This window comes from uncultured Thalassospira sp. (assembly GCF_963976115.1).
Lineage (GTDB): Bacteria > Pseudomonadota > Alphaproteobacteria > Rhodospirillales > Thalassospiraceae > Thalassospira.
On the sequence record NZ_CAXBJJ010000014.1, the window covers coordinates 31362 to 57811 of the forward strand.

A 26450-nucleotide genomic window follows, 5' to 3' on the forward strand; every position below is an offset into this window, starting at 1 on the left:
GTTATCAGGATCGTCAGATCGTACCGAAATAAAAACCCCAGCCCGGCAGCGACAGCTGATCACCCGATACCGAACCGCTATTAAGCGAGCAATTACCAGCTGATGGAGCAGGTAAAGCGAGGGTGACGGCATCGGGTGTTACGTTAAACACGCAAATGGTGCGGACAATGCCGGTTATGCGGACAAAGCCGATGATGGCATCGTTGCTATGTTCCAACATTTCGATATCGCCCTGAATGATTTCCGGATGATTCTTGCGCCATGCCAGCAGGCTTTTGTAAAAATTGCGCAAGGAATCAGGGTCGCCTGTCTGGCTGGCAACCGACAGCGCACTATGGTCCTGTGGCACGGGCAACCACGGTTGGTCCGATGTGGTAAAACCGCCATGGGCGACATTGGCATTGTGCCACGGCATCGGTGTACGGCAGCCATCACGGCCTTTAAATTCGGGCCACATTTCAATGCCATAAGGGTCCTGTAGCATCTCAAAGGGCACAATGGCTTCTTCAAGTCCCAGTTCTTCGCCCTGATAAATACACGGGGTGCCGCGAAGCGATGTGTAAAGGGCGGGGATCATACGCAGGCGGGCATCGTTATCGCCGCCTTTATCCTTGCCCCAGCGCGATGCCACACGCATAAAATCATGATTACTCACCGCCCAACACGGCCAGCCATCACCCAGTTTACGAAAGACATCCACCAGCATACCGCGCACCAGTCCGGCTTCCAGCGGGCTTTCCAACAGGTTGATGGTATAGGCCATGTGCAGTTTATCGCCCCCGGCAGTATATTCGGCCATCGTTGCCAACGAATCATCCGACCCGATTTCACCCACCGTGGTGCTGCCAGGATATTTATCAAGAACGGCGCGTAATTTTTTCAAAAATGCCAGATTTTCGGGCTGGGTTTTGTCATGCACATGCATTTGCCGCGTATAGGGGTTTTCCTTTGGCGCGCCTTCGGGGCGATGGGTGCCCGGAATCCAGGGCGGATTATCGCGCAATTGTTTGTCATGAACATAAAAATTGGCAGTATCAAGCCGAAAACCATCCACCCCGCGCCGCAACCAGAATTCAACATCATCTAACAATTGTTGCTGCACATCGGGATTGTGAAAATTTAAATCCGGCTGGCTGGCAAGGAAATTGTGCATGTAATATTGCTGGCGGGTGGTATCAAATTTCCACGCTGATCCGCCAAAAATCGACAACCAGTTATTGGGCGGTGTGCCATCGGGTTTGGGGTCGGCCCAGACATACCAGTCCGCTTTTGGATTATCGATTGAAGACCGGCTTTCGCGAAACCACGGATGTGCATCCGAACTATGCGACAAAACCTGGTCAATCGTCACCCGCAAGCCCAGCGCATGGGCCTTTTCCAGCAAATGATCAAAATCTTCCAACGTGCCGAACATCGGATCAACGTCACGGTAATTGGCCACATCATAGCCAAAATCTTTCATTGGCGAGGTGAAAAACGGCGACAGCCAAATACCATCCACGCCCAGATCGGCGATATAGTCCAGCTTTTGGGTAATGCCGGGCAAATCGCCAATACCATCACCGTTGGAATCAAAAAAACTGCGCGGGTAAACCTGATAAAGAACACCGCCACGCCACCAGTTAACATCACCGTTCAAAGCCATTCTCAAACATCCTGGAATTTGTTGCTTGTCAGATCTTGCCGGTCAGACCGGGTTCGGTCCCCCGCCCGACCGGGCCTTATCATTTTTATAAAAGGCAATTTTTGCCTGTGACATGCTTGTGTCAGATCATCCCTTAACCGCCCCGGCTGTCAGGCCTGAAACAATCCGTCGCTGAAAAATCAGCACCAGCACAATCAGCGGCAAGGTTACAATCACCGATGCCGCCATGATATTGCCCCACGGCATTTCATGCTGGCTGGCCCCCGATATCAGGGCGATGGCAACGGGAACGGTGCGTTTGTCGTCGGTCAGGGTGAAGGTCAGGGCGAATAAAAATTCGTTCCATGCCGCAATGAAGGCCAATAGCCCGGTGGTCACCATCGCAGGCCACATCACAGGTAAAAACACACGGCGAATGACAATCCACGGCGTTGCCCCGTCCATCACAGCGGCTTCTTCCAGTTCGCGGGGTAAATCACGCATGAAGGCGGTTAACACCCACACCGTAAAGGGCAAGGTTAACATCATGTAGGAAATTGCCAGCCCGAACATGCTGTTATACAGGCCAAGACCACGGATCAGTTCAAACATGCCCGACAAAACCGCCACCTGCGGAAACATCGACACCGATAAAATAGTGACCAATAACAATCCCCGCCCGGCAAATTTCACCCGCGCCAGCGCATAGGAGGCCGTTACCCCCAACAACAGTGACAGGGCAACAACCAGAAAGCTGACAAAGACGGAATTGAAAATGTTGTGTCCAAACGGTTGCCCTTTAAATACCGACACATAATTGATCAGGCTGAAACTTTCGGGCAGATAGTTCACCTTGAACAAAGCCGATCCGGTTTCAAACGAGGTTAAAATCGCATAGTAAAACGGGAACACGGCGAACAGCACAATCACCGCGACCAGCAGCCAGAAGGCCGCTTTACGAATATATTTCCGGGCTTTCGCATTCATATCAATGCCCCCCTTCATCAAGGCGAACACGTCCGAGCATAATATAAGCCATGATACAAAACGCGATGACGACAAACAGCAATGTTGATGCCGCCGAGCCATAACCGACTTCCTGAAAATCGACCAGTTGCTGGCGGGCATAAACCGACATGGTGGTGGTTTGCGGGTTGTTGGGGGTTAAAACGTAAATCACGTCAAACACCCGCAAGGCATCAAGCGCGCGAAAGATCACGGCCACCATCACGGCAGGTTTGATCAACGGCAACGTCACCTTGAAAAACACCCGCACCGGATGAATGCCATCAACCTTGGCCGCCTCGTAACAATCGCCGGGCAGCATTTGCAAGGCGGCCAAAATCAGCAAAGCCATAAAAGGTGTGGTTTTCCAGACATCAACCAGAATAACCGCACTCATGGCCCAGTCGGGGCTGGCCGTCCAGGCGATGGGCGCTGAAAGAATGCCCAGTTTCATCAGCATGTCGTTAATGATGCCAAACTGGTCATGCAGCATCCAGTTCCACATCCGGGCCGAAACAATGGTGGGAATGGCCCAGGGAATAAGGACGGCGGCCCGCACCAGCCCGCGCCCGCGAAAATTCTGGTTTAAAACCAGCGCAACAACCATGCCCAGTGCTGTTTCCAAAGATACGGAAATCACACTAAAAAACAGCGTATTCCAAACCGCTTGCCACCATTCAGGATCGGTCAGCAGGCCATATGTCTCGCCATCATAAACGGCGTAAAAATTTTCGATGCCGACGAACTTGTAATGCGACAGATCCGACAGATTGGCATCGGTAAACCCGAAATAAAACGTCCGCAGAAGAGGCCATCCGGCCACCGCAGCCAGAATAGCCAGCATGGGAACAAGAAATATCCATGCCGACCGCCGTCTGGAACGCGTCAGGGAAGAAGCATGCGTCATAACAGATGCTCTTGCTTTGCAAGGAAGGATGCCCGGGTGCCCCGGCGATCCGTACCACGCCATTGTCAAATGGCCCGAAGATCATTGAAAAAGCTGGCTGGCGGCCATACAGATCGACATGTTGCGCCCGAAACGACCACCAGAACACAATTGTTACCAGCCCGAACGTTTCGTTCGTTTCAACTTGCTTTCAAGGGCAGGCAAAGCCTGATCTGCGGTTTGGGTGCCTGAAAGAGTGGCATGAGCAGCCTGCCAGAAATCGGCAGAAACCTTGTTGTAATTGGTCCCGGTTGCTGTGGACGGGCGTGGTACGGCATGGGTAAAGGTTTCATAAAGATCACCAAAGAACGGATTGGCTGCCAGCACATCCTTGTCCTTGTAAAGTGCGGCCACTGTCGGGTTATAGGCGCCCTTGATCGCCCGGCGTTTCTGTTCGTCGTAAGACGTCAGATATTTAACCAGATCTGCCGCCAGCGCCGGGTTTTTGGAATATTTGGAAACCGATAACTGCCACCCCCCCAAAGCAGCGGCAGATTGCCCGCCCTCGCCGCCTTTGGGCAAAGGAGCAACCCCGACCTTGCCCTTGACCGGGCTATCCTCGGAATTTGCCAGCGCCCAGGCATAGGGCCAGTTACGCATAAACACCGAATTGCCCGACTGGAATACACCACGTGCCCCTTCTTCGTCATAGCCCAGCACACCATCGGGCGAAATGGTCCCAATCCAGCCCGCTGCGGTGGCAAGGGCCTGTTTGGCCTTATCGTTATTAATCGATATGTCGCCATTGGCTTCCACAATGGTGCCACCACCATAGGACGCGACCCACTCCAGGGCATTACAGGTCAAACCTTCATAAGCGCGTCCCTGAAAAACATACCCCCACATTTTGCTGTTGCCGCCCTGACGTTCGGCTTCCTCAATTTTCTGAGCCGTTTGGGTCATTTCCGCCCAGGTTTGTGGGACTTTTTCGCCATATTTATCCAGCAAATCCTTGCGGTAATACAAAACACCAGCATCGGTAAACCATGGCATCGCCACCAGACGGCCCTCGACCGTGTTGTTTTGGATAATCGGCTTGAAATGCTCGCTGGCCTCGTCTGCCATATAGTCATTCAGATCTATAAAATGATTACCCAAAATCCCGGGCCAGATCACATCAATCTGAAAAATATCAACATCTGACGACCCCGACGCCAGCATTTGCTGATAGACAGCCAGCCGTTCGGTCGAGGAATTGGGCGTGGAAATCACATCCACTTCGTTGCCGGTTTTTTGCGACCAGGCCGTGACACCTTCCTTGCAAAGGGTCAATTCCTGACCAACGGCACCGCAGGAAATCGCCAGTTTGGCGGCCTGTGCCGGGCCAGCCAAGGCAAATACCATGCCCGCAACGCCAACGCCTGCAAGCAACTTCTGGATCAAGGTCATTTTCGACCTCCCTATGATGTTTCTGGTTTTCCCGTGCATCCTCCCGATATATCGGGGGCTGCCGATTTTTATGGAGCCCGATATTTCTATGTTATCCGGCATGTATTCTGTCCCCGTTTTCGGGGATTTTTGGCGCGCATTCAAACAACGCGCAATGGAAAAAGGATACGCCCCTTCACGCCTTTTCAAAGTGTCATATCCTTTAAAGGATGATACTATTCTGCAAAAGTCGGCAAAAATGAATGGCAGGAGGGTAAGGTGCGGATCGTTCAGGAACGTATTACCAACCCCGCAGGATATTCCTGGGGGTACTTCCATTATGTATGGGACGATTTTCGCTGCAACTGGCACCAGCACCCGGAATATGAACTGACGCTGACGTTAAATGCACGGGGCAGTCGCCTGATTGGCGACCACCGGCAAGAATTTGACGGCATTGATTTTGCCATGGTTGGCCCCAACCTGCCGCATTTGTGGGAATGCCAACGCTTAGGCACGACCAGGCAAATTGAAGTTTACGTCTTGTGGCTATCCCGGGAATGGGTCGAAAACCTGACCCGCGATTTTGTCGAATTTGCCGATTTATACAGCCTGTTTGAGCAGGCCCGGCGCGGATTATCGTTCACCCCAAAAACCATTGCCAAAATCGAGGCCATCGCCCCCAAACTGGACGATGCCAGCCCGCGCCAGCGCTTTATGTTGATCATTGAAATTCTTGAAACCCTGCTGGGCGGCATTGACGGCCCTTTGGCATCGGCATCATTTGGCAATGACACAGATGGCAGCAGTGATTCAATACGTATTGATCGCGCCATTGCCTTTATTCATGCCCACCACGCCGAAGCGTTGCGCGTTGCCACCCTTGCCAATGTCGCCGGGGTCAGTGAAAGCAGCTTTTACCGCCTGTTTAAACGCTATACCGGGCGCAGTGTGGTCGAATATTTAAACGAATACCGCATTTCACGCGCCTGTGTGCAGCTATCGCGCACCGACTGGCCGATTTACCGCATTGCAGAGCATAACGGGTTTAGCAACCTGTCGAACTTTAACCGGCGTTTTCGCCAGTATCGCGGCAAATCGGCCCGCGATTACCGCGATAATATCCGCATTCACGGCCAGTTCCCCGACCATCCACCCATGCCCGACGCCAAAATCGGGGCGGTTCCCGCACGCCCTTTGCCCAGTGAAACCGATGGTGTTTCGTCGGGGAAATGTCTCGCGGTTAAGGGAATACCGGCAGAAACCATTTAAAGCACTTGCAAACATTCGCCCCGATTCGCCCGATTAAACGGCAGACAATATGAATGGGGGCCTTTGGGAAATAGTTAAACGCTGGCAAAGGACAATTCGTCTGGCATTTCGTCAGACGTAGGGCGTGCCTGCCATTGCGGCTGTCACACCACGGGCACCTTTATCGATAATGGCCAAAAAAATGGCTGTCGATTGCCCGGCATCGCGGGTTTCGTGGAAGGTTCGATGTGCCTGAATGAAGGCCACGGTCCAGCTTGCCATAAGCAAGCCCGCCGCCAGGTGCGCATCCGGGTCGTTCTGATCGCGTCCGACACATTCAGACAACACCCCCGCGACCAGTTGTTCAAGCTCGCCGCGTATTGCGCGCGCACGCGCCTTAAGGGTTTCACTGCCCTTGACCGTCTCGATGAAACTCTCACTTCTGACCGAAAATTCGACGTAAGGCTTCTGCTCGCGCACCAGCTGATGCGCAAGCAGGCGTAGGGCCTCTAGCGGTGCAACAGACGGATCACGCTGGCGCAAGGCGTCGCGCAGGGTTTCGCGCCCTTCTTCATCGCGATCAAAGAACATGTCCTCCTTTCGCGGGAAATGATTAAACACAGTCATCCGGCCGACATCGGCAGCGGCGGCAATCTCGTCAATTGTCACATTATCAAACCCGCGCTCGAAAAACAGGCGGTCGGCAACGGCCGAAATGGCGCGTCGCGTGGCGAAACGTTTGCGAGAACGGCGATCTGGTTGCGCGGAGGCGGATGGCACTGTCATGTCGGTCTTGATAAATCAATTTATGTACTGAGTACATATTTAATATTGACACATAGCGACATAACGGACTACCTCCATAAATGTACTCAGTACATATTGGAATTCAGTATGGATTTTCGACAAGGATCGCCTGAGGTAATTTACCGCCCCCACCATCCCCGGCCATCCCCGGTCATCCGCTCGAAGGCCTCTTTCTCAACGGAACGTTAGCAAGTGTAGCCCGATTATGAACAAACCCCTTGCCGTTATCTTTGCCACAATCAGTCTTGATGCCGTGGGCATCGGCCTTATTTTCCCTATTCTTCCCCGCCTTCTTGAGGATGTAACCCATCGTTCGAATATTGCGGCCTATATCGGGATCCTGACCGCACTTTATGGGCTTATGCAGTTTATTTTCGCACCTGTGCTGGGGGCTTTAAGCGACAATCTTGGCAGACGCCCGGTACTTTTGATGTCGCTGGCGGGCACGGTGATCAATTATGTCATCATGGCGTTTGCACCGCAGCTTTGGATGCTGTTCCTTGGCCGTGCCATTGCAGGTTTAACCAGCGCCAATGCCGCTGTCGCCGCGGCCTATATCACCGACATATCGTCCGAGGATAAACGCGCCCGTCGCTTTGGTTTGCTCAACGCGGTGTTTGGCAGTGGCTTTATCATCGGGCCTGTTCTTGGCGGCCTGCTGGGTGATTACGGCCTGCGGCTTCCCTTTATCGCCGCGGCCATCCTGAATGCCTGCAACCTGCTGCTGGCTTTATTCATCCTGCCAGAATCTCGCACCCCAACCCGCGACAAAATCAATCTGGCGGTACTTAACCCGCTGCGACCGCTACGCTGGCTCTTTTCGATGAAGGGGCTGTTGCCTGTCTTTCTGGTGTTCTTCATCTTTAGCGCCAGTGGCGAGGTTTACGGAACCTGCTGGGCATTGTGGGGCTTTGATGCCTTTCAGTGGAACGGACTTTGGATCGGCCTTTCCCTTGGCATGTACGGTGTCTGTCAAATGCTGGTGCAAATATTTTTGCCCGGCCCGGCAACCCGATTGCTTGGCGAACGCGGGGCTGTTTTTGCCGGAATTTCGTGCGCCTGCAGCGCCCTTGTCGTGATGGCCTTTGCCACCCACGGCTGGATCGTGTTTGCCATCATGCCCGTTTTTGCCCTTGGCAGCATCGGCACACCCGCCCTTCAGGCCCTGGGCACCCGGCAGGTTGACGCCGCCAGCCAAGGCCGGTTTCAAGGTGTGCTGACGTCAGCGGTCAGTCTGGCATCCGTCATTGGCCCGCTGGCATTCTCGACGATTTATTTTATCGTTCAAAAGGACTGGCCCGGCGCCATATGGCTCTCGGTGGTTGCCATTTATGCAATTGCAATCCCGCTGGTTTTTCTCGGCACCCGACCGACCCCTCAGGGCCCGGCACAGGTTTAAGGCCGGGCATTTGTGATCCAGGTCTGTTTTGCAACGATTTTTCATCCGGTTTGAATCCGGTTTCAGCCGAGTCTTTCGCAAATTTCGTTGTTTTCTACCCATTCGCGACGAGAACAAACAAAAAACATCCGGGCATAAATCGTTTAAAATCAACAAGATCACAAAAAACACCTTGTTTGTTCCGATTTTGTTCTTGCGAGAACAAAATCGGAACAATACAGTGACTTCAGACAGATCAAGGAGGTCACAGCCATGATGAAACTACTTCAGAATCCCCGTCGCCTTAACGATGTATGCAGCACCGTTGCCGTTGTTGGCAGCACCGGGTTTTTCCTGTTCGTTATCGCGCTGGGCATGGCGCAGACACTCCGGGGTCTGATCTAACCAAGCGTCTTCAAAGTTTTGAACGGGACGGCTTCCCATACCCGACGGCGGGCACCCCGCACCCATACCCCGTCCGCTGTCGTTCCGCCCGTCCCGTTCAAATCCGTTACAACCGCGCAACTGGCACCGCTGTTCGTTCCCCACGGCAGCGGTGTTTTTTTATCTCGCGGTTATGAACAACGGCTTATGTGCCGCAGCACCTGCCATGACCAAAACCAGGTCGGGCAAAATTGCCCAATTGCTTTATCCCCCCAGAACCGAACCGCCATAAACCCTCTGCTCTTCTGACCGAGTCAGATTTTTTGTCGCCCCGTCGCCGCATATCCGTAAATCGCCCAAAAACCGGATCGGAACTATTATTGCATTGCAACAACTTACGCTGCACTGCAAAATTTCACTCGACATCCTGGCTATTCTCCGTTTGAATCAGTGACAACAGTCACAAATTCATCATACGTTAGGGCGATAGCGCCTAGAATTGACGCAATCCAAAACAAACCAATTGAATTGTGGCACCGACAGCCACACCTAACATGCAGGGATTAAACGGCCAGAGCCTCCCGTAATTTTCAATAACAGCCTGGCCGGGGAGTGAGATTGAATGCTCTATCACATCTACGAATTGCAACATGCAACCATAAGCCCTTTGCGCGTTGCCGCTGACATGGGCAAAAAATGGATGCGCAATCCGGTCAATCCCTGGTCCTATACCCAGCCTGGCCGCACATCTGCCGCCGTTCTCGATGTGTTCACCCACATCACCAACCGCTATGGCAAACCCGAATTTGGCCTTGATACCACCGTCATTGACGGCGAAAGCGTGCCGATCACGGAAGAAGTGGTGTATGCCGAGCCTTTCTGTCGCCTGTTGCATTTCAAACGCGAAACCGCCCATTTGAAACAACAGCCAGATGACCCGCGCGTGCTGATTGTGGCACCGTTATCGGGCCATTTTTCAACCCTTTTGCGCGGCACGGTCGAAACCATGCTGCCCGATCACGATGTGTATATCACCGACTGGATCGACGCCCGCCAAGTCCCGGTGCATCTGGGCCATTTTGACCTCGACAGCTATGTCGATTACATCATGCGGTTTTTACGCCATCTGGGGCCGAACACCCACTTGATTGCCGTTTGCCAACCATCGGTTCCGGTTCTGGCGGCTGTATCGCTAATGGCAACGGGCGACGAACCCTGCCAGCCCGCATCGATGACATTGATGGGCGGCCCGGTCGATACCCGCGAAAACCCGACCGAGGTCAACAAATTTGCCCTGCAACATGATCTGGAATGGTTTGAACGCAACGTTATTTCGCATGTTCCGTTGCCCCATGCCGGGGTCATGCGCCGGGTTTATCCGGGTTTTATGCAGTTGGCAGGCTTCATGAGCATGAACTGGGATCGCCATGTAGCCGCCCACCATGACATGTTCACACATCTGGTCGAAGGCGACGGCGAAAGTGCCGATGCCAAACGCAACTTCTATCAGGAATATCTGGCTGTTATGGATATGAGTGCGGAATTTTACCTTCAGACCTTGAAGGTGGTTTTCCTTGAACATGAATTGCCCGCAGGTACCATGCGCTGGCAGGGCATTCCGGTTGATCCCTCGGCGATCACCAAAACCGCGCTGTTAACGGTTGAAGGTGAACGCGACGACATTACCGGCATGGGCCAAACCCGCGCAGCCCACAAACTGTGCAGCAATTTGCCCGACAATATGCGTATGCACCACCTGCAATCGGGTGTTGGCCATTATGGCGTGTTTAACGGTCGCCGCTGGCGCGAACAGATCAGCCCGCGCGTCAAGGATTTCATCCGCCGCCAGGATCATGAAGGCAAAGGTGTGAACAGCGCCCCGGCCAAACCAAAAACCGAAACCGAAGCCGCAGAATAAACCACGCAATAGCCGCCACCTGAAAAACAAAAAGCCGCCCCATGATCCGGGCGGCTTTTTTCGGGCGGTAAAATCACGGAGCGGTTAAAATTCTAACGTTGCCGTTCTCGTTTGCCCCCCCATAGGTGCCATCATCGCGGGCGTATTGGGCAACAGGGTGCAACGTATCAAGCAAATGCTGGTAAACACCGGGCACCGTATCTTCCCACATTTCGATTTGCCCGATAACGACCGGATTTGCCGCCCCGTCAAGCAAAGTGACCGCCTCATCGATATTGGCATTGGTGACCCATTCATCTTCAGTGCCCATCAAGGTCAAATGAACACCAATAACCTTGCCATCCTTGATCCCCATAATTCCGATGCATGAAGTAAACGCCGTAAACATGACGGGATCGGCCTTGCCCCACTGGCGTTCGGCAATCTTCATGGGATTTTGCGCCTCGGTAAATACATATGCCATAATCATGGCCTTTCACTGTTTTGGTTAAATCGTTTGGTGTCGACGCCACCGTCGCAAATCAGCAACAGCAAACCGGCAAGACATTTGCACCGTATCTGGAAGGACAAACCGTGCGCATTTGCAAAGCAGGAACCCAATGATTGAACAAACACCGTCCATCACCTCCGCGCTATCATCTGTTCAAATGAACAGTTTTGAACAAGGGGGCATTGCCGTCGTGATTGGTGCCAGTGGCGGCATCGGCCAGGCTTTTGCCCAACATCTGGCCGACACAAAGCAGTTCTCGCAGATTATTGGCCTGTCGCGCAGCAGCACCCCGCCCCTTGACCTGCTAGACGAAGCCAGCATTGAACACTGTGCGGGCCATATTGCCCAACAACAGGGCGATGTCCGGCTGGTTATTGATGCCACCGGCTTTTTACATAACGATGATTTTCAACCCGAAAAAACCTGGCGGCAGATCGACCCGGCCAGTATGGCCCATAACTTTGCCATCAACGCCATTGGCCCGGCCCTGCTGATGAAACATTTTTTGCCGTTACTACCAGCACAGGGCAAATCGGCATTTGTCACCCTGTCGGCGCGGGTCGGCAGCATTGGCGACAACCATATTGGCGGCTGGTACGGGTACCGGGCGGCCAAGGCCGCCTTAAACCAGCTGGTTAAAACCATGGCGGTAGAACTGGCCCGCAAAAAGCGCGACGCCATTTGCATTGCCCTGCATCCGGGCACCGTCGATACACGCCTGTCCGCGCCGTTTGCCAAAAGTGGCCTGCCGGTGCAAACACCAATGCAGGCCACCGCCAATATGCTGGGCGTAATCAACCAGCTTTCCATCGATCAAAATGGTGGTTTTTTCGCCTATGACGGCAGCACCATTCAATGGTGACAGCGCAGAACAGTCTGCCCCTAATCAAAGAGCCCGTTTAGCTGCGCATATTGAACCAGCATAATTGTTTTGGCATCGCGGATACGGCCGTCGGCGATCATGGCAATGACATCGGCAAACGGGGTTTCCAAAACGCTAATATCTTCGCCTTCGTCGTATTTTCCGCCGCCTTCACCCTGCAAATGATCGGTACTAATTTCGGCAACAAACAGATGCAAACGTTCAGTCACCGAACCCGGGCTCATGAACACGTCAAAAACCTGGCGGGGTTTGCCAATTTTATAGCCGGTTTCTTCTTCAACCTCGGCAATGACGGCGGCGTTCGGGGCGCGGTCATCTAACAAACCGGCGGGAACCTCGATCAACATGCCGGTTTCGTTGCCATTGACAAAGGTGGGCATGCGAAATTGCCGGGTCAGAATGATCGTGCGGTTTGCCCGGTTAAACAGCAAAATGCCTGCGCCATTACCCCGATCATAGGCTTCGCGGTTTTGGTCCTGCCATTCGCCATCCCGGCGTTTTAGCGCAAACCGCACGCGGTACAAATGATACCAGTTATCCGACAGACAATCGACGCCATCCAGACGGATATTGTCACTGTCAAACCGGGTCCAGGCGGTGGGGAAATCCGTCATGTCAAAGCCTTTGCAGAAATTGGTATTTAGCGATTTAAAAACGCCGATAATGTCAGCAAAACGGCCTCGGGTTTTTCGGCATGGACCCAGTGCCCGGCATTTTTGATGCTGGTAAAACTGGCACGCGGAAACAGCGATTTGATATAATCGCGTTTTTCCATATCAACATAATGCGAATTGGCACCGGCGATAAACAAAGTATCGCGGTCAAAATGGGCACCATCGGCATTTTTCCAGCCGGTAATATCGTCAAGGTGATTTGCCATCGCGTCGATATTGACCTGCCAGGCCATTTTGCCGGTTTCCTTGTCGGTCGCAACGTTTTGCGCCAGAAACTGGCGGACACCCTTTTCCGAGACCCCGCTGGCCAGGGCTTCTTCCACTTCGGTCCGGCGCGAAATCGCATCAAAATCCACCGCCCGCATGGCGGTTATATAACCAGTATAATCATGGTCATAGGCAAGCGGGGCAATATCCACCACCACCAGATCCGCAACCAGAGCAGATTGGTCTGACAAGGCCAGTGTCATTGCCGCCTTGCCGCCCATGGAATGCCCGATCAGATGCACCGGCCCATTATCAATATCGCCGATCAATTCAGCAATATCGGCCGCCATCGCATCATAGGTCATGACATCATCCCAACCAGAGCGGCCATGATTGCGCAAATCGGCGGTAACAACATGATATTTTTCGGCCAGGCGTCGGGCAATTGCCGTCCAGTTTCGGGCCTGACCAAACAGGCCATGCAAAATCACCAGCGTGCCGTTATTACGGTTTTCATCGCCAAAGGCGTAATGCGCCAGTTTCATCGGGCCTCCTTGCCGGAATAGAATGCGAAAAATTTTGCGCAGAATGGCCCGCCATTACCGCAAAGGCAAGCACAGGACAGCCGAAATACAAAACACCCCTGCATCGTGAAATGCAGGGGTGTTTAAAATCGGTCCTCAGGGTCGTTCGTTTCTCTGGTGTGCTGCGTCATATTATACGCCAGCGTGGTGACCACCATGAGGAACGCCCTTGCTGCCAAACAAGCCAGCAATCATGCGGACCAGTGCCAGGAAGCCCTTGCGCATGGTCTGTGCGCGGAGTTTTTCGGCTTCACGGTGCAACGCTACGAGATCAAAACCTTCGTTACGACGCATGGCTTTATCCTTTCCAAGACTGGGGCGAAAAGCGCCCCGATTGCGATATCGTTATGTTCTGATCCCCATGTAGTTGAGATATTGCCAAACGACGAGATTTCTTTTTTCAGGCCACCCATGTACTGGATGCATAGGTTGACTTACATCAAACACAATTGGCCCATGCAGTTTGGTCAATTTTGTCTCATGACAAATAAGATATTCATCTTGTTCAATATTTTTGGCCCTCGGATGCCTCAATAGACACGGCCCTGCCATAACATTATGACAGGTGCGCTGTACCCCTTGAAACAAAAGGGACACAGTAGGTTTTCATCCCGGAAATTTGCGGTGATTTCGCGCCTGAAACACGATTTTTTTGTCAATTTACCAACAAAACGATCACGAATCGCAAGACCAGAGTCGCAAAGGCAACCCTGGTCAATTTTGCATGACTAAATAACCTCAGGTAAGGGCAATGTTAAGGTATTTCACCTCAAGGTATTCATCAAGCCCCCAATGCCCGCCTTCGCGGCCATGCCCGCTTTCCTTGACCCCGCCAAAGGGCGCACCTTCGTGGGATGTTGTGCCATCATTAATGCCGACCACACCTGTTTGCAGGGCATCGGCAATACGATGAATGCGACCAATATCGCGACTGTATAAATAAGAAGACAACCCGCCTTTTACCCTGTTGGCCAAGGTGATGGCCTCGGCCTCGGTGTCGAAACGGTATATCGGGGCAATCGGCGCAAACAGTTCTTCTTCAAAACAGTCGGCATCAATGGGCAAATCCGTAATCACCGTTGGGCGAACGAAATAGCCCGCACCGGGTTTTTCGGCCCCTTCGTGGAAAACACCTCCACGACGTTTGGCATCCGCCATTAACCGTTCAACCTTGGCAACCGCGCGGCTGTTAATCAGCGGGCCGATTTCGCTGTGCGCATCAAACCCGTCGCCCATGCGCAAGGCACGGGTTGCGGCAATGAATTTTTCAACAAATGCGTCATAAACCCCGGACTGCACCAGAATGCGGTTGGCACAAACGCAGGTCTGGCCGCTATTGCGGTATTTGGAAATCATCGCCCCCGTAACGGCATCGTCGATCCGGGCATCATCCATCACAATAAACGGGGCATTGCCGCCCAGTTCCATGGCTGTCTTTTTAACCGTGTCGGCACATTGCACGATCAGGCGTTTACCAACCGGGGTCGACCCGGTGAACGATAACATGCGGACCCGAAAATCGTCGGTCAATGCCTGGGCAATCGGCACGGGGGTGCCTGTTACAACGTTAAACACCCCCTTGGGGAAACCGGCCATTTCCGCAAGTTTTGCCACTGCCAGCGCGCAAAGAGGCGTATCTTCGGCGGGTTTAACCACCACACTGCACCCGGCGGCCAAGGCAGGCGCACATTTACGTACCACCATGGTCAATGGAAAGTTCCACGGTGTTATGGCCGCAACCACACCAACGGCCTGTTTTTGCACCCACACCCGACGATCCGCCTGCGTGCCGGGCATGGTTTGCCCATAGGCGCGACGGGCTTCCTCGCCATACCATTCGGCATAGGCAATAGCGCCAACGACTTCGCGCCGGGCCTGATCAATGGGTTTGCCTTGCTCGGCAGTGATCAGGCAGGCCAGGTCTTCAAGGTAAAGTTCCATCAGGTCGCGCCAGCGCCGCAAAACCGCCGCACGGTCCTTTGCCAATGCGCCCGACCATGCAAGAAAGGCATCGGCAGCAGCATCAATCGCGCGCCGGGCTTCGCTGGTCCGCATAAAGGCAACATCCGCCAGCAATTTACCGGTCGACGGGTTTAAAACCTCGATGGTTTCGCCAGAATCGGCACGTTGCCATTCCCCGTTAATATAAGCCTTATGCAGACTCCAGTCGTGAATTAAGGCACACGCGCGATCAAGACCGGAAAGATGTGGGGCATTTCCCCGGAGTGGCGCAGAATTATGGTCGGCGGACGACATACAGGGCGTTTCCTTATCGCCAGATTTAGAACAATGCGGATGACCTCACGGTGTTGTGATTCCATTATTTGTTCCGCTGCTGGGACACTAAGCCCTCAGAGGACGTTCAGGCAACAACACATACATAACGATTACCATTTCCCGGTTCTTCGAGAGAGATTGAGAGTAATGAAACACTTTATTAAAACCGCCCTTCTGACAGCATCCCTTGGCATGACCATCGCCGCCATGCCCGCACAGGCCGACGAAACCAGCGACAATGCAGCCGTTCAAACCCGCGAACATATGATGGCGGGCATTGGCGGTGCCATGGGCACGCTGGGTTGCTATATGAAAGGCCAGTGCGATCTGCCCAAGGAAGTCCTTGGTCTTCTAGCCGAAGGGATTGCATATTCGGCATCAACCGGCCCGGATGTTTTCAAGGCTGAAACACCCGACGCAACCGAAAAAACAACTGCCAGTGCTGATATCTGGACCAATTGGGACGATTTTTCCGGTCACTTCCCGAAATTGCAAGAAAACGCCCTGAAATTGGCCGAAGTTGCCGGTGACAAGGCCGCAATGGGCCCGATCATGGGGGAAATGGGCAAGTCCTGCAAAAGCTGCCACGACGATTACCGCACGAAATAATCCGGCATTGCGGCAAACATTTGCCGCTTGCGCACCATAAAAAAAGGCGGGCTGCCCCCATGCAACCCGCCTTTCTTTTATTTACCCTGTACCGGACCCTGTATAGCGGGCGCAAACACAGCTTTAACCCGCACGGGCCAGCGTTATGAGCGCCGCAACAACCCCGCCACAAATAACCAGAAGCACCACCCCGAACCATGCCGGTTTAAACGAAATGGCATTAAAACGTGCCGCGATGCTGACAGGCACCTTGCGTGTGCCAGTGATCATGGCACCGATAAGGTTTTCGTTTTTCAAGAACAGATAGCCGATGGCCGCCACAACATGCAGCCCCACGGCGATGTAAATCAGATTGATATTGGCATGGTGAACGAAATTCATGGCCTCAGCAAAGCTGGACGGCACATATTTCACCAAGGGTCCGTCAAAAAACAGGAAGGTATTTTCGCTGGCAAACAGCCCGGTAAAAGCCTGCACCGCCACCAGAACCAGCAACACCACAGTCATCAACCCGCCCGCAGGGTTATGCCCGGCATAGGCCAGTTCTTCTTCGCTGCCCTTTGGCAATTTGCGTAAATAGGACAAAGCCGCAAACGGGCTTTTGACAAACGATTTGAATCGCGCATTCGAACTGCCGACAAAGCCCCAGACGACACGAAACAATACCAGGGCCAACACCGAATACCCGGCCAGTTCGTGGATATTGATGATGGCTTCCTGGTTGGTCCACCACGCCGTCGCGATGGCAACAACCAGTGCCCAATGAAACAGACGAACGGGAAAATCCCATAACCGGATACGCGTTTTTTGTGTGTTTTCGCTGTGCATTTATGCCTCTAGCCATGCATTTCTTCAAATAGTGACACGACGTTGATCACGCCGTAATTGCATCATTCTGCCGCACCTGCACCATACAACACACAGCCTTATTGCGCTGCACACATTCCGGTGACCAAATAAATTGCATTCGATTGTGAGTTGCAAACGCAATTGATTAGTTGAAAATCATTCTCACAAGCAGTATCAATAATCGGGCGAGACGCTTGATCTACCAACAGGGACGGATAGATAATCCAATGAAATTTGCAAAAATTCTCGGCACAGCTGCCATGATGGGTGTGCTTGGCGCGCCGTTGGCCCATGCGGCCCCCGATGCCACTGCCGTAATGAAAAACTACGCCGATATCGCGCAGGCCGGTTACAGCGATGCTGTATCAACCGCCAGGACGCTTGAAGCAGCCGTAGACAGCCTGATTGACAATCCGTCGGAAGATGCTTTGAAAAAAGCCCGTTCTGCCTGGATTGCCGCCCGTCCGTCCTATCAGCAAACCGAAGTGTTTCGCTTTGGCAACCCGATTGTTGATGACTGGGAAGGCAAGGTAAACGCATGGCCGCTTGACGAAGGCCTGATCGACTATGTCGATGGCGACCTTTACGGCAGCGAAAACGAAGAAAACCCGGCTTATACCGCCAATGTCATTGCCAATCCTGAACTGAAAATTGGCAGCGAAACCATTGATGCCTCAACCATCAATGCCGATCTGCTTGAAAAGCTTCATGAAATTGACGGCGTTGAAGCCAATGTTGCCACCGGTTACCATGCCATCGAATTTCTGCTGTGGGGGCAGGATTTGAACGGAACGGGCCCCGGTGCTGGCAACCGCTCCTGGACCGATTACGCCAAAGGCGATGCGTGCACCAATGGCAATTGTGACCGCCGTGGCGATTATTTAAAAGCCGCAACCGGCCTTTTGATTTCGGATCTGAGCTGGATGGCAGACCAGTGGGCCGATGATGGCGACGCGCGCAAAAACGTGATGCAGGAAAATGGTGCGGTTGGCCTGACCGCCGAAATCACCGGCATGGGATCGCTTTCCTATGGTGAACTGGGCGGCGAACGCACCAAACTCGGCCTCTTGCTGCACGACCCGGAAGAAAGCCATGATTGCTTTTCCGATAACACCCACAATTCGCATTTCTACGATGCGCTGGGCATTCAGAACGTTTATCTCGGCAAATACACCCGCACCGATGGCAGTGTTGTTGAAGGCCCGTCGCTGTCGGATTTGGTCGCGGCAAACAATGCCGACCTTGATGGCGAAATCAAAACCAAACTGGCGGCATCGGTTGCGGCGGGCCAGGCATTGGTTGACCGCGCCAACAATGGCGAGCATTTCGACCAGATGATTGCCGCTGGCAATGATGAAGGCAATGCCGCTGTTCAGAAGTTTGTTGATACCCTGGTCGACCAGACCAAATCAATCGAACAGATCGTTGGTGCCATCGGCCTTGAGGGCATCAGCTTTGAAGGTTCAGACAGCCTTGACAATCCGAGTGCCGTCAACTGATCCTGATCGATCAGCATCGTGCCTGATCTGATAAAATCGTGGCGCGGCAAAGGATTATTCCTTTGCCGCGTTCGCTGTTCCTGCCCTGCCTGCATTTATCGTTGGCCTGTTCCTTACATCAAGATTGTCCTGCCATGTCCCTTCCCGGTTTTCTCATCCGTTTGACGTCGCGCCTTTGGCTTTTGCCTGGATGTATCACAACCGGTGCGGTTGCGATTTCCCCGACATTGCTTCATGCGCAGCAAATATCCGACACGGTGCAAAACAACCTGCCCGCCGATGCTTTTCCCGGGGGGGCGACCACCTGGGTTAAAAAAACCGGACGCTCGGCTTTTACGCATTATTCCGCCAATATGGCGTTTGAAAAGCGCATGGATTTCAAACTGGGCGAAGCCCTGTTTCAGCGCATGTGGGTTGCCGCCCCCACGCGCACCAAAACAACCGATGGCCTGGGGCCGCTTTATAATTCGCGGTCCTGCATTGGCTGCCATGTGCGCAATGGCCGCGGCCATGCCCTGGACCCAAAGAACGACCCGGACCGCACCGCTGTTGCCATGTTGCTGCGCCTTTCGATCGCGCCGCAAAACGATGTCGACCGGGAATTGCTGGCAAGCGGCAAGGCAAATTCCATTGCCGATCCGGTCTATGGTAACCAGTTTCAGGAATTATCAGTTCCGGGCATCCCCGCCGAAGGGCGGGCAATGGTGACCTATCACGATCAGATTGTGACGATGGCAGATGGCGAAAACATAACCCTGCACCAGCCCGATTACCAGTTACAAGACCTGGCCTATGGCCCGTTGCATGACGGTTTGATGATCTCGCCGCGCATTGCGCCGCAAATGATCGGCCTGGGGTTGCTCGAAGCGATTCCCGAACACATGATTACCGATCAGGCTGACCCGGATGATGCAAATGGCGATGGTATTTCCGGCCGTGCCAACCGTGTCTGGAGCATCGCCGATCAGAATGTTACGCTGGGCCGGTTTGGCTGGAAAGCCGGGATGCCGACACTGGACCAGCAAAACAAAAACGCCATGCAGTTTGATGTTGGCCTGTCCAATTCGTTTTACCCCGATGGTGCGGGCGATTGTACCGATGCCCAAACCCTGTGCCGCGAAGCCCCCAATGGCAACAGCCCCGAATTTGAAGACCTGGAAGCGCACAGCGTTATTACCGATCTGATCCTGTATTACACCCGCAATCTGGCACCGCCCATGCGCCCGAATGCCAATGACGCCGATGTGCTGGCGGGCAAAAAGATTTTCACCGATCTTGGCTGTGTCGCCTGCCACCGCCCCAGCTATCAATTGCCAGTCAATAATCAGCACCCGGAACAGTCCGGCCAGCTGATCTGGCCCTATAGCGACCTTTTGTTGCATGACATGGGCGACGGCCTTGCCGATCATCGGCCCGAGGCACAGGCAAGCGGCACCGAATGGCGCACACCGCCCCTTTGGGGCCTGGGTCGCACAAAGGAAATTGATTCTCGCGCCGGTTTCCTGCATGACGGGCGGGCCAATACCATTCTTGAAGCCGTATTGTGGCATGGCGGCGAAGCGCAGCAGGCGCGTGAGGCTGTCATAAACTTGCCACGATCGGATCGCAGCAAACTGATCGCGTTTTTGAAATCGCTTTAGGGGGAGACATGCCGTTGTTTGATACCGGCTGCCGCCGGGCCATGGCCGGGCTGATTATCACCGTCGCTGCCGGGCTGTCTGCGCCGCCAGCCGCCCATGCCGACCTTCCCGATGGGCAATATCACGACGTGATTGTTCATTTACTGTCAAAGGTTTTGCCACCGCAACTTGATGCCCTGCACACCGGCACGGCCGATCTTGCGACGGGGATGAACAATTTTTGCAAAAATCCCGACAAAGCCGGGCTGGCAAAAATGCGCGACGGCTTTAACACCGCCATGGACCGCTGGCAGGAAGTGCAACCCTGGCGCATGGGCCCGATGATGGCCGAAGGCCGCGACCAGTTGATTGAATACTGGCCCGACAAACACGGTACCGCCACCCGGCAGTTCCGCATGTTATTGCGCAACAAACCGCCGCTTTACACCGACCCCGCCAAAATTGCCGATGCCAGTGCCGCCCTTCAGGGCTTCCCCGCCCTTGAGGAAGTTCTGTTTAACCCCAAGCTGGCCGGGCAGATTATCGCCAAGGACAAGGACAAGGACGGTGTGTATTTGTGCCAGTATGGCGTCACAATTGCCGGCAACCTTGAAAAACTGACCGGCGATCTGGTGGCAGAATGGCCCGCCTTTGCCGATGGCATGATGAATGCCGGCCCCGATAGTCTGGATTACCCGACATCGAAATTCGCCGCCACCGACCTTTACCGCGCCCTGCATGAAGGCATGCTGATCATTATCAGCCAGAAACTGGCCCGCCCGTTAGGCGAAGGACCAGATGATGCCAACGCCAAACGGGCAGAAAGCTGGCGATCAGAACGGTCCCTTCGCAATATTTCGCACAATCTGAAATCGCTGTTTGCGATTTACGATGGCGAACTGAACGGTGCGGGTGAAAGCGGCAAAGGCATGGTGGCCCTTTTGGGGGCCGATAGCCTACTGGATCGGTCCTTTCGCCTGAACTGGCAAAAAATTCGCGATGCCAGCGATGCCCTGCCCGCCTCAATGGTCGCCGTTTTGGCCCAACCGGGCGGATTTGACAAAGTTCAGGACCTGCAAACCCAGGTCGCCTATGGCGTGACGCTGGTGGAAAATGACGTCGGTGGTCACACCGAACTTGGAGGTGGTTTCAATGCCCTTGATGGAGACTGATTTTAAGTTAAACCGCCGGGGCGTTTTACGCCTGATCGGTTTGGGCGGGGCCATGACCTTTTTGCCCGCCGGTTTTGCCAAGGCAGCCGCCACGGTAACCGCGCCAGAAGACCGCGCGGTTTATATTAGCGCCAGCGCAGGCAACAATGACACCTTTTATGTCAGCGCCTTTAACGCACAGGGCAAAATCCTTTATGAACAGCCCCTGCCGGGCCGGGGCCATGATGTGGGGTTACGCCCCAACCATGTGGATGTTGCCGCCGTTGAACGCCGCCCGGGTATCTATGCCCTGATTTTGAACCGTCATACCGGTGATGTGCGTGCCACCCTTAAAAGCCCGGAAGACCGACGCTTTTATGGTCATTCGGTTTATTCCAATGACGGACGTTTTTTGTATATCACCGAAAATGACTTTGAAAATGCACGCGGTGTTATTTCGGTTTGGGATGCACAAAACGGTTATAAGCGGGTTGCCGAATTTGACAGCTATGGCATGGGCCCGCACGAATTGCATTTGCTGCCCGATGGCGAAGGCATGGCCATTGCCAATGGCGGCCTTAAAACCCATCCCGATTTTGACGGCAGAACGCCCCTTAACATCGAAACGATGGAACCAAACCTGACGGTGATTAGCCGTAAAACCGGCGAAAAGCTCTATCAAACCCGGTTAAAGGATGATTGGCACAAACTGTCGATCCGCCATATTGACATTACTGGCGATGGCACGATTGCCACGGGCTTTCAGTATCATGGGGGCTTGAATGACGACGTGCCCCTGGTGGGCCTGTGGAAACCGGGTGGCCCCGACCTGCACGCCATGGAGGCCCCTGACAACGTTCAATACCGGATGCGCCAATATTGCGGTAGTGTGCGATTTGATGCTTCTGGTTCCGTATTTGCCGTTTCCTGCCCGCGTGGCGGGGTTGTAACCTTTTGGGATGCACAGAATGGCAAATTCCTGACCAACATCGCCGCCCCTGATGGCTGTGGCCTGGCGGCAACCGCACGCAAAGGCGAATTTGTCGGCACCAGCGGCCTTGGCGCTGGCTGGCGGATGGATGCCCTCAACCGTAAACGCGTGGAACTTCCCGACGATTCGCTTAAATCGCTAAAATGGGATAACCATTTACAACGCATCGCGGTCTAACATCGCGGCGAACAGAAAAAACATCATAGGCCGCACATCACGTTGCGGCCTTTTTATCTGATGTGAATCTAATAATATCAGTTACTTACTCAACAACTATCTCTTAGCGACAACACCGCACACGCCCCTTGATCATCGCGAGTGAATTTTTTCTGCAATTGATAACGATTTTCACTTGCGTCCAATCCGGTGCTTGCGTATAACAACTCCAGACACAGCCCGCGAATGAAACCCATTCGCATTTGTCCCCAAAAAGGCTTGTCCTGTCCTGCGGGTCCTCTCTCCTCGCAGGCCTCTCAAGGTGGAATAGTGGCGGTAACCGATGCGGGAAACGGTTACCGTCACTTCCCTCTGATCCCTTCTTCTCACCGGCCAAATTCCAAAAACAATGCAGGCACCGGTCATGACCGATGCCTGCATTGTTTTTGGTATTGCCCCCTGCCTTACGGCAGGCTGGTGGGGATTAAAGCTGCACAAAGTGCCCCTTGCTGACTTCGCGATATTCCCGAACCGGCGGCACAAAATCCAGTCCGCGCACCGGGCTTTTGATCTCGTCAACCGATACGCTGCGTTTAATGTTGCGGCGCGCCGGATCTGGCACAGGCACCGCAGCCATCAGTTTTTTGGTATAGTCATGCTGCGGATTATCAAAAACAGACTCACGCGGGCCAATTTCAACAATTTCGCCGAGATACATCACCGCAACCCGATGGCTAACCCGTTCAACCACCGCCATATCATGCGAGATAAACAGATAAGCCAAATTCATGCTTTGCTGTAAATCCATCAGCAAATTGCACACCTGCGCCTTGATAGACACATCAAGGGCCGAAACCGATTCGTCGGCAACAATCACTTTCGGGTCCAGCATCAGCGCACGGGCAATACAAATACGCTGGCGTTGCCCGCCGGAAAATTCATGCGGCAGGCGCTTCATCATTTCCGCCCCCAAACCAACCCGGTCAAGCAGGTCAGCGGCCTTGTCACGGGCCTGCTTGCGCGTGCCCAAACCATTTTCAACAAAGGGCTCGGCCACAGCAGAACCGATGGTCATGCGCGGATTAAGGCTGGCAAACGGGTCCTGAAATACCATCTGGATGCTGCGCCGCATTTGCCGCAAACCCGGTGCGCGCAAAGTCATAACGTCAAACCCGTCGAGGGTAACCTCGCCGCTGGTCGGCTCTACCAGGCGCGAAATAGAACGACCCGTGGTCGATTTGCCACAGCCCGATTCCCCGACCAGCGATAATGTTTCACCCTGAAACAAATCAAACGACACATTTTCAACCGCATGGACCGCACCGGTTTTGCGGCCAAAAATACCCGATGTAATATCAAACCGCGTGGTCAGGTTTTTAACCGACAAAACCGGCGTCATATGATGATCAACCGTATCGGAAATTTGGGTATCCCCCGATGCAATACCGGTTTTCGTATCGACAATGGCAAAACGACGGGGCAACTGACTGCCCTTCATCGAGCCCAAAGCAGGTACCGCTGCCAAAAGGGCGCGGGTATAGGGATGCTTGCCATGATGGAAAATATCGGCTGTTTTGCCTGTTTCCACAACATCGCCGCGAAACATGACAATGGTCCGGTCCGCAATTTCGGCAACCACACCCATATCGTGGGTAATGAACAGAACCGCCATCCCTTCTTCTTCCTGAAGGGATTTGATCAGATCCAGGATTTGTCCCTGAATGGTAACATCAAGCGCGGTTGTCGGTTCATCGGCGATCAACAGTTTGGGTTTGCTGGCCAATGCCATCGCAATCATGACACGCTGGCGCATCCCGCCTGAAAACTGATGCGGATATTCGTCAAACCGCGCAGCGGCATTGGGAATACGCACTTTTTCAAGCAAACGGATGGTTTCGGCACGGGCATCCTTTTGGGAAATATCGCGATGACACAACATGGCTTCGGCAATTTGTCGGCCAATGGTGAAAATCGGGTTCAGGCTGGTCATCGGCTCCTGAAAGATCATTGATATTTCATTGCCGCGAATATGGCGCATCGGTTCGGGTGCCAGGGACAGTAAATTCTGCCCGCCAAACATGATCTGACCGTCGGTTTTGGCATTATGTTTGTGCAACAAGCCCATGATCGACAGCGACGTTACACTTTTACCCGACCCGGACTCGCCAACAATGGCAACGGTTTCACCAGGTGAAATATCAAAACTGATATTGCGGATCACTTTTTTCCATTCGTGCCCGACACGAAAGGAGGTTGAAAGATTTTCAACACTGAGAACTGGCCCCAACAAACCGCTGGCAACGTGTGGCGCGGCAGTAACTGTCGGCATGGAATACCCCCTGATGTGGTATATTAAATTTAACTGCCCACATTTTTGCGGGTCATTTTAAACGCAAATGCAAAATGGGCCCCGAAGGGCCCACTGCACGGTCAGGCGGCCAGTTTACCTTCTACCAGCGACACCCAATAGCTGATGCCGAACGGCAAAAGATCATCGTTAAAGTCATATTCGGGATGATGCAGGTTGGCACTGTCACCATTGCCTACAAATACAAAGGCGCCCGGACGCGCTTCTAGCATATAGGAAAAATCCTCGGCCCCCATGACCGGGGGCGGGCTGGTATTCACCGCCGCATCGCCCGAAACCGACTGGGCAACCGAGGTTACAAAATCGGTTTGTTCATCATGATTGCGGGTAATCGGATAGCCGCGATGATAGTCAACCCTGGCAGAACCACCCAAAAGTTTGGCAGTGCCCTCGACAATTTCGATAAACCGTTTTTCGGCCATATCGCGAATTTCCGGCAACAGGGTGCGAACCGTCCCCTTCAGGGTGACATCGGCCGGGATCACGTTATGGGCTTCGCCGCCATGAATGGCGGTAATTGAAACCACCAGAGACTCTAGCGGGTCAGTTTCGCGCGCAACAATATTTTGAACTGACATAATGATTTGCGCGGCAATAACCACCGGGTCAACCCCAAGATGCGGCGTCGATGCATGACCGCCCTTGCCCGTTACCGTCACCTCGAAATGATCGGCTGCCGCCATGACCGGCCCTTTGCGGATGGCAAAATGCCCCACCGGCAAGCCCGGCGAATTGTGCATGCCATAAACTTCCTCGATGGCGAACTTTTCCATCAAACCATCCTGGACCATGGCAAGCCCCCCGCCGCCGCCCTCTTCGGCAGGCTGAAAAATCAGCGCAACGGACCCTTTGAAGTTTCGCGTCTGCGACAGATATTTGGCCGCACCCAGCAACATTGCCGTATGGCCATCATGGCCGCAGGCATGCATTTTACCAGGTGTTTTTGATGCCCATTCAACCGGGCCAGCTTCCATGATCGGCAAGGCGTCCATATCTGCGCGCAGACCGATGACGGGGCCATCACCGCCCTTGCCCTTGATAACACCGACAACACCGGTTTTTCCCAATCCGTAGTCTACGCTGTCGCAGCCAAACTCTTTCAGCTTGGCTTCAACAAACTTTGACGTTTCAAAAACGTCAAACAGCAATTCGGGGTGTTCGTGCAAGTAACGTCGCCATGCAGCAACTTCCGCATAGATTTCATTGGACTGATTTAAAACAGGCATAGGTGGTGGCCTCACTGATTTTAAATGTTGTGTGATTTTTTTCCGTGACAAGACAATGTTACGCAGCACAAACTTGGATCAGCAAGAAGAAATGTTTCTTTCTTGAATAAAAAATGTGCATATGATTTCATCAGCTTACCAATACAGCATTTCAATCAAAAAAGGATGACCCCGCAAAATAAACAC

The 26450-nt window shown here is 53.5% G+C and carries 23 protein-coding genes; 10 read left to right on the plus strand and 13 right to left on the minus strand.

The window, feature by feature from the left end; all coding sequences use genetic code 11:
* Window positions 1-13 precede the first annotated feature (13 nt).
* The 4 genes from AAC086_RS17840 to AAC086_RS17855 all read right to left on the minus strand — a co-directional run bounded on the left by AAC086_RS17840 (window position 14) and on the right by AAC086_RS17855 (window position 4964).
* Window positions 14-1645: an alpha-glucosidase gene (locus AAC086_RS17840; protein WP_339780722.1), complete on the minus strand. Its 1632-nt coding sequence runs from the start codon at window positions 1643-1645 to the stop codon at window positions 14-16.
* Window positions 1646-1771: 126 nt separating this feature from the next.
* Window positions 1772-2611, minus strand: a complete 840-nt coding sequence (locus tag AAC086_RS17845) for a carbohydrate ABC transporter permease (RefSeq protein ID WP_339780723.1) — start codon at window positions 2609-2611, stop codon at window positions 1772-1774.
* Between the two features lies 1 nt (window position 2612).
* The gene (locus AAC086_RS17850; RefSeq protein WP_339780724.1) at window positions 2613-3536 is read right to left on the minus strand and encodes a sugar ABC transporter permease; all 924 of its coding nucleotides are present in this window, start codon (window positions 3534-3536) and stop codon (window positions 2613-2615) included.
* Between the two features lie 153 nt (window positions 3537-3689).
* Window positions 3690-4964, minus strand: a complete 1275-nt coding sequence (locus AAC086_RS17855) for an ABC transporter substrate-binding protein (RefSeq protein ID WP_339780726.1) — start codon at window positions 4962-4964, stop codon at window positions 3690-3692.
* Window positions 4965-5222: 258 nt separating this feature from the next.
* Here AAC086_RS17855 and AAC086_RS17860 point away from each other — a divergent pair, with 258 nt between their 5' ends.
* Window positions 5223-6215: an AraC family transcriptional regulator gene (locus tag AAC086_RS17860; RefSeq protein ID WP_339780728.1), complete on the plus strand. Its 993-nt coding sequence runs from the start codon at window positions 5223-5225 to the stop codon at window positions 6213-6215.
* Between the two features lie 111 nt (window positions 6216-6326).
* Here the strand turns inward: AAC086_RS17860 and AAC086_RS17865 are convergent, their stop codons facing one another.
* Window positions 6327-6980 (minus strand): TetR/AcrR family transcriptional regulator, encoded by a 654-nt coding sequence (locus tag AAC086_RS17865; protein ID WP_339780730.1) that lies wholly within the window; start codon window positions 6978-6980, stop codon window positions 6327-6329.
* Window positions 6981-7206: 226 nt separating this feature from the next.
* Between AAC086_RS17865 and AAC086_RS17870 the strand changes: the two genes are divergently transcribed.
* From AAC086_RS17870 to phaZ, 3 genes are all read left to right on the plus strand, one after another.
* Window positions 7207-8400 carry a TCR/Tet family MFS transporter gene (locus tag AAC086_RS17870; RefSeq protein WP_339780731.1) on the plus strand — a complete coding sequence of 398 codons (1194 nt, stop codon included), beginning with the start codon at window positions 7207-7209 and terminating at the stop codon, window positions 8398-8400.
* 252 nt (window positions 8401-8652) lie between these two features.
* Window positions 8653-8784 (plus strand): hypothetical protein, encoded by a 132-nt coding sequence (locus AAC086_RS17875; RefSeq protein ID WP_256359936.1) that lies wholly within the window; start codon window positions 8653-8655, stop codon window positions 8782-8784.
* A 601-nt stretch (window positions 8785-9385) separates the two neighbouring features.
* Window positions 9386-10681 carry a polyhydroxyalkanoate depolymerase gene (phaZ, locus tag AAC086_RS17880; protein WP_339780732.1) on the plus strand — a complete coding sequence of 432 codons (1296 nt, stop codon included), beginning with the start codon at window positions 9386-9388 and terminating at the stop codon, window positions 10679-10681.
* Window positions 10682-10754: 73 nt separating this feature from the next.
* Here the strand turns inward: phaZ and AAC086_RS17885 are convergent, their stop codons facing one another.
* Window positions 10755-11144, minus strand: a complete 390-nt coding sequence (locus AAC086_RS17885) for a hypothetical protein (RefSeq protein WP_339780734.1) — start codon at window positions 11142-11144, stop codon at window positions 10755-10757.
* A 136-nt stretch (window positions 11145-11280) separates the two neighbouring features.
* On the opposite strand from AAC086_RS17885, the gene AAC086_RS17890 reads away from it, so the two are divergent.
* Window positions 11281-12033, plus strand: coding sequence for an SDR family NAD(P)-dependent oxidoreductase (locus AAC086_RS17890; protein ID WP_339780735.1), 753 nt, complete (start codon window positions 11281-11283; stop codon window positions 12031-12033).
* Between the two features lie 20 nt (window positions 12034-12053).
* Here AAC086_RS17890 and AAC086_RS17895 read toward each other — a convergent pair whose 3' ends face one another.
* The 4 genes from AAC086_RS17895 to AAC086_RS17910 form a co-directional block, all read right to left on the minus strand.
* Window positions 12054-12668, minus strand: a complete 615-nt coding sequence (locus tag AAC086_RS17895) for an NUDIX domain-containing protein (protein ID WP_339780736.1) — start codon at window positions 12666-12668, stop codon at window positions 12054-12056.
* A gap of 26 nt (window positions 12669-12694) precedes the next feature.
* Complete coding sequence (locus AAC086_RS17900; RefSeq protein WP_339780737.1) at window positions 12695-13480, minus strand: alpha/beta fold hydrolase; 786 nt, start codon at window positions 13478-13480, stop codon at window positions 12695-12697.
* Window positions 13481-13651: 171 nt separating this feature from the next.
* Window positions 13652-13813, minus strand: a complete 162-nt coding sequence (locus AAC086_RS17905) for a hypothetical protein (protein ID WP_339780738.1) — start codon at window positions 13811-13813, stop codon at window positions 13652-13654.
* Between the two features lie 444 nt (window positions 13814-14257).
* Complete coding sequence (locus AAC086_RS17910) at window positions 14258-15775, minus strand: NAD-dependent succinate-semialdehyde dehydrogenase (RefSeq protein ID WP_339780739.1); 1518 nt, start codon at window positions 15773-15775, stop codon at window positions 14258-14260.
* A 168-nt stretch (window positions 15776-15943) separates the two neighbouring features.
* Here AAC086_RS17910 and AAC086_RS17915 point away from each other — a divergent pair, with 168 nt between their 5' ends.
* Complete coding sequence (locus AAC086_RS17915; RefSeq protein ID WP_339780740.1) at window positions 15944-16405, plus strand: cytochrome c; 462 nt, start codon at window positions 15944-15946, stop codon at window positions 16403-16405.
* A gap of 123 nt (window positions 16406-16528) precedes the next feature.
* Here the strand turns inward: AAC086_RS17915 and AAC086_RS17920 are convergent, their stop codons facing one another.
* Complete coding sequence (locus tag AAC086_RS17920; protein WP_339780742.1) at window positions 16529-17233, minus strand: cytochrome b/b6 domain-containing protein; 705 nt, start codon at window positions 17231-17233, stop codon at window positions 16529-16531.
* A 248-nt stretch (window positions 17234-17481) separates the two neighbouring features.
* Here AAC086_RS17920 and AAC086_RS17925 point away from each other — a divergent pair, with 248 nt between their 5' ends.
* From AAC086_RS17925 to AAC086_RS17940, 4 genes are all read left to right on the plus strand, one after another.
* Entirely contained in the window at window positions 17482-18753 is a 1272-nt protein-coding gene (locus AAC086_RS17925) for an imelysin family protein (protein WP_339780743.1), read from the plus strand.
* Window positions 18754-18887: 134 nt separating this feature from the next.
* On the plus strand, window positions 18888-20393 hold the full coding sequence (locus AAC086_RS17930) for a di-heme oxidoredictase family protein (protein WP_339780744.1): 1506 nt from the start codon (window positions 18888-18890) through the stop codon (window positions 20391-20393).
* Window positions 20394-20401: 8 nt separating this feature from the next.
* Window positions 20402-21544, plus strand: a complete 1143-nt coding sequence (locus tag AAC086_RS17935) for an imelysin family protein (protein ID WP_339780746.1) — start codon at window positions 20402-20404, stop codon at window positions 21542-21544.
* A complete protein-coding gene (locus tag AAC086_RS17940) occupies window positions 21525-22691 on the plus strand; it encodes a DUF1513 domain-containing protein (RefSeq protein ID WP_339780747.1) in 1167 nt (388 codons plus the stop codon). The genes AAC086_RS17935 and AAC086_RS17940 overlap by 20 nt, the downstream gene beginning before the upstream one ends.
* Window positions 22692-23154: 463 nt before the next feature.
* Here the strand turns inward: AAC086_RS17940 and AAC086_RS17945 are convergent, their stop codons facing one another.
* Window positions 23155-24999 carry an ABC transporter ATP-binding protein gene (locus AAC086_RS17945; RefSeq protein ID WP_339780748.1) on the minus strand — a complete coding sequence of 615 codons (1845 nt, stop codon included), beginning with the start codon at window positions 24997-24999 and terminating at the stop codon, window positions 23155-23157.
* Window positions 25000-25100: 101 nt separating this feature from the next.
* Window positions 25101-26264 carry a M20 aminoacylase family protein gene (locus AAC086_RS17950; protein ID WP_339780749.1) on the minus strand — a complete coding sequence of 388 codons (1164 nt, stop codon included), beginning with the start codon at window positions 26262-26264 and terminating at the stop codon, window positions 25101-25103.
* Window positions 26265-26450: the final 186 nt, after the last annotated feature.